The sequence below is a fragment of the Bacillus crepusculi genome, from assembly GCF_014764715.1.
GTDB lineage: Bacteria > Bacillota > Bacilli > Bacillales > Bacillaceae > Bacillus.
In genome coordinates this window covers 1-1,140 of sequence record NZ_JACXXE010000033.1, presented here as the reverse complement: position 1 = coordinate 1,140, position 1,140 = coordinate 1, and the positions used below count along the sequence as shown (strand labels likewise).

At 37.2% G+C, this 1,140-nt stretch carries 1 protein-coding gene; it reads right to left on the bottom strand.

Translation table 11 applies throughout. From position 1 onward, the window contains the following. On the bottom strand, nucleotides 1-1,068 hold a 1,068-nt coding region (locus IEE86_RS19185; protein WP_191098562.1), incomplete at its 3' end, for an IS1182 family transposase. Nucleotides 1,069-1,140 lie beyond the last annotated feature (72 nt).

The following is a 1,140-nucleotide window of genomic DNA, read 5'->3' as shown; positions in this document are numbered from 1 at the left end:
TTCAAGTAATTGGCAAGAACGACATATCACTGAATCAGACGCATATTGCTTATATCCCTCTCTCGTCGTTGTGCGATAAGAGAGAATTTGCCCGTTTGGGCAAATGTAACAATCAAAATGTGCATCATACACATATTCACTCTTTTTCAAGTAACCAGCTTTTGTTCTCGGACGAGTGTAAGGCATGACAGGTCTTATCTCTTGATCCATTAAAAACTTAGCGATGTAAGGTGTTTTATATCCAGCATCTACTGCGACTACATTTGGTTTTCTGACTTTTTCTATCACCTTTGATACGAGTGAATCCAACATACGACTATCATGAACATTTCCACCTGTGACCAGTGATCCTAAAATAAATCCTTTAGAATCACAAGCCGTATGAAATGAATAGGCAAATGATTTTTCTCGCTCATCCTTCACGTAGTAGCCACTCTCTGGATCAGTCGTACTTACCTTCATCTCTTTTGTCTCTTCTTTATTCTGTAGGGGTAAAGGCTTTTTTCCATGTTCTTCACGATCAATATTGATCTCCTCATGAAGCTGATTTTGATAACTTCTTGTTTCTACTCGAACGATTTTCTTTTCAAGCTTTTTCTTATTGGCGTTCGCTTTTACATGGGTTGAATCAATGAAGGCGATAGAAGGGTCAACAAGACCTTTTTTCATCGCTTCTCTTAAGATTCGGTAAAAAATTTGTTCGAATAAATCGGTATCATGGAAGCGTCTCACGTAGTTTTTACCGAAGGTAGAAAAGTGCGGAATTTTCTCAGAAAACCCATATCCAATAAACCACCGATAAGCCACGTTGGTTTCAATTTCTTTAATGGTTTGACGCATAGAGCGAATGCCAAATAGATATTGGATTAAGACCATCTTAATGAGAACAACGGGATCAACACTGGGTCTACCGTTGTCAGAACTATAATGATCTTTGACAAGATCATAAATGAAATCAAAATCGATCGCTTGATCAATTTTTCGTACAAGATGATCTTCAGGTACTAATTCATCTAAAGCCACTACTTCTAATTGATTTCTTCTTTCTTCTTCACGTTTCGATAACATGTTCATCCCCCACAGAATTATGTTATTACCCTTATTATACAAAAAAGCTTGTAGACTTTGTCTACAAGCTGA